This window comes from Streptomyces sp. NPDC033131, assembly GCF_055578365.1.
Genome location: NZ_JBVIPA010000104.1, coordinates 1 through 3,744, shown reverse-complemented (window position 1 = coordinate 3,744; position 3,744 = coordinate 1). Strand labels below are relative to the sequence as shown.

At 73.2% G+C, this 3,744-nt stretch carries 1 protein-coding gene; it reads right to left on the bottom strand.

From position 1 onward, the window contains the following. Nucleotides 1-431: 431 nt before the first annotated feature. Complete coding sequence (locus ACZ5XS_RS45595) at nucleotides 432-3,278, bottom strand: helix-turn-helix transcriptional regulator (protein ID WP_468661615.1); 2,847 nt, start codon at nucleotides 3,276-3,278, stop codon at nucleotides 432-434. Between the last annotated feature and the right edge of the window lie 466 nt (nucleotides 3,279-3,744).

The window sequence follows — 3,744 nt, the reverse complement described above, 5'->3', positions numbered from 1 at the left end:
ACACTAGGAATCCTCACCGAGGCCGAGCCCGGCACCTTTAGCAAGAAGCAGTAACCAAGTCCGGAACGGACATCAACTCACGAACCGCCCACTCAAAGCCCCTCCCCAAACCAATGCTTGATCGCAGCCGGACCATACCCGCCTGCACTGACATGAGATGCCCGATGCCGCCTCTCCGGGCCGTCTCTGGGCCGTCCGAGGGCGATCAGTGGCGGCAGATGACGACCATGTGCGGGGCCGGAAGTACCGCCGATTGTCGCGGTTGCCCGGGATTTACGGGTGACCGCGGACACCGTCCACAAGCAGCTGACCGGTCCGGCACACGAACACCGCCGCTCGCTCACACAGTTTCGCGCCTCGTGGCCTGCTGACTTGTGACTTGCGGCTGATGCACAGGACCCCCGGTATCCGCGGCTCGAACCGTGCGTGGCTCATCCTCTCAAGGAAGGCCTCGGCGTGCGGCCCGCAATCAGGCCCGCCAGAGCTGCCCGCGATGACACTCCCGTCTTGCGGTAGACCCGGGAGATGTGGGTCTCGACCGTGCGGCGGCTCAGGCAGAGTCGTTCGGCGATCGCCGGGCTGGTGAGGCCGTCGGCGACGAGGTCGGCGATCTCCCGTTCCCGTGCGGTCAGTTCGGCGAGGCGGCGCTCGGGCCCGTCAGCGGCGGCGGCCACCGCCGGGCCAACCACCTCGGCGAGACCGATCAGCATCCCGCAGCCCCCGGCCACGGCGAGTCGCCGCCCGCGGTGCCAGGCCGCCTGCCCGCGCCGCGAGCCGCCCGGGTCCGCCGCCGACAGTGAGGCGCCGAAGAGCAGGGAGAACGCCTCCCAGAACACCCCTCCGCTGCGGGCGCTCTCGTCGGCCGCCGCCACGAACAGGTCCGCCGCCGCCTTGTCGTCACCGAGACCGAGGCGTATCTGCGCGGCACTGCGCATGGCAGAGGCGCGCTGCACGGGCAGATCGAGCCGCTCGGCCTCCTCGCGGGCCCGCTCGGCCCAGTCCTTCGCCGCGTCCAGGTCGCCCATGGTGACGGCGGCGGTCACCAGGACCTCCAGGAACAGCGGACGCATGGAGGGCTGCATCCGCCGCAGGCCGGGGCCGCCGGCACGCAGGACCGCCTCCCGGGCACGAGCCGGGTCGCCGGCAGTGAGCGCCGCGTAGCCGAGTACACACCAAGCGATGGACGCCCACCAGTTGACGCCCAGACCCGCCGCGGCCACCGCCTCCTCGGCGGTGGCCAGTGGCCGCGGATCGCCGGGTGGGCAGGCGTCGACCAGGGCGTGGGCCCTGGTGGCGAGGACGAAGGCGAGCAGCTCGTCACTGCCGATGCCGCGGGCGATGTCCTCGGCCTCCTCGGACAGTTCCACCGCCGACGCGAGCCGGCAGGTCTGGGTGCGCACGTGTGTCTTGCACAGGAGAAGGTGGGGCAGGAGGTAGATCTGGCCGGTGCGGCGGGCAATGGCCAGGCCGCGATCGGCGTGCCGCTCCGCGTCGGCGAAGCGCTCCAGGAACGCCTCCGCCCAGGCCAGCCGCACCAGCGGCTCGCACAGGCCGGTCAGATCGCCGTCCGGCAGCGAGTCCACGAGGGCCGCGGCCCGGCGGGTGAAGTCGTCCGCCGCGGCCGTCTCCCCCTCGTACGCCTCCCCCAGCGCCGCGACGCTCAGCGCACCCGCCACCCCCGTCTCGTCCCCGAGGGAGCGGGCCACCTCCAGGGTGTGTGCCATCTCGGAGCGCACCGCCTGATACGAGGTGTCGTGCGGGGCCGAGGAGCCCAGCTCCAGGCCCAGCGCCACCTGGTCGGCGAGCGACGGCGCGGGATCAGTGCGGTGCAACTCGCGGCGGAGCAGGGCGACCGCCTCCGAGTAACGCCCCAGATGGCGCTCCATGACGGCGCACAGCACGACAGCAGACGCCCGCGACCCCGTCCCGTCGCCCGGGTCGGGCAGGGCGATCACCTGGTGCAACAGGTCCCGGCTCTCCCGGAGCCGGCCGCCGACGCCCAGCGCCCGGGCCCGCCGCAGCATCAACTCGCGCCGTCTGGGCGCGTGTTCCGGCGTGTGCGGAAGATGCCGCAGCACCACCTCAAGCCAGTGCGCGCTGCTTTCGGGCGCCGTCTGCGCGGCCTGCTCGGCGGCCTCGTCCAGCACCGCCGCCGCCCGCGGGTCCCAGCCGGACAGCGACTGCTCGGCGTGGTGCGCCCGCCCGGCCAACGGGGCGCCGGTACGGGCGAGTTCGGCGCCGACGAGCCGGTGGATCTCCGTGCGTTGCCAGGGGTCGGTGCCGTCGCGGACGAGGCTGCGCAGCACGGGGTGACGCAGCGCGATCCGCCCGTGCGTGCCGGTGCGCAGCAGGTCGCGCCCGGTCAGTACGGCGAGATCGTCGGCCAGTTGCCCCGGCTCGTGGCCGGTCACCGGGCCGAGCAGCGCGGGCGTGGCGTGGTCGCCCAGAGCTGCCACCACTTGGACGAGCCGGCCCTGCGACGGCGTCAGCGGGGTCAGCTCGTCGAGCAGCAGCGCCCCGAGGCCGGTCGTGGACAGTCGGCTCACCGACGCGCCCTCGCGGTGCGCCTGGAGCAGGGTCAGCAGGTACAGCGGGTTGCCCTCGCTCGCTGTGAAGAGCCGTACGGCCTGGTCGCGGGCCAGGTCAGGGGTGAGCAGTTCGACGCAGTCCCGCTCGCCGAGCGGGCCGAGGACCGTCCGCCGTACCGTGCCGGTCTCCGTGCCGCGGGTGAGGGTCGCGGCGAGCGACGCGGGGCTCTGCCGGTCGCGGCGGGCGAGGACCAGCAGGACGCGGGCGCGCACGGGGTGCCGTACGAGATGGTCGAGGAGTTCCAGCGACGCGGCGTCCGCCCAGTGCATGTCGTCCAGGACCACGACCAGCCCAGACGCCGCGGCGTGGGTCAGCAGGGCGGCGGTGGCCCGGTGGAGGTGGAAGCGGTCCGTGCTGCGGGGAGCGCCGCTCAGCACCGGGGCGACCTCGGCAGCCTCCGGGAAGGATTCGACGGCATCCGGGGCGAGGTCGGAGAAGGCGTCGGTGAACGGCTGGAACGGGATGTGGCGTTCGTACTCCGTCGCCCGGCCGCGCAGCACCGCCGCCCCGCGCCGCGCCGCGGCCAGGCACAGCTCGTGGACCAGTCGGCTCTTGCCGATGCCCGCCTCGCCGCCGACGTCCAGCACCGCCGGGCGGCCGGGCACGTCCCCCACCAGATCCGCCAGCAGCCGGTCGAGCCGCGCGAGTTCCGCCTCTCTGCCGACCAGCGGTGTCCGTTCCGTCGTCATACCCTCACGCCCCCACGACAGTTGATTCCCCCGCCCATCCTGTCGTACGCCACTGACACCCTGTGGCTTCGTGTCCTCGATCTCACACCGCGTCGACGGCTAAGCGTCGACGGCGAGCCGCCGGCCCGAGTGGGTGGGCGTCGATCAGCGCGGGACGGGCAACCCTCTACCGGGTGGGACGGGTGGGCGGAACGGCGCCGGCGGGACGGTCCGGGCAGCGCTGTCTGGGACCCGACCCGTTCACGGGCGAGCGCGCCGACAACCGGGGCATGGACCTCGCCGGCTTTTCAGCGGCCACGGCTGGGTACGCGCCGCCAGGTCCGGCCTGCGCAGGGCCCACCGCTGATCCTCACCGCGGGGTACGACGACGGACTAGTAGGACTCCGTTACGTCTGTCTCGCGGTGCCGTTTGGGGGCATGTTGGGGGTGTGGACGCACATGAAGTGAACCGTGCTCGGGCGCAGTT

Bases quoted from the DNA above. Each gene is read 5' to 3' on its own strand.
- ACZ5XS_RS45595 (WP_468661615.1), bottom strand. From the start codon at position 3,278: ATGACGACGGAACGGACACCGCTGGTCGGCAGAGAGGCGGAACTCGCG.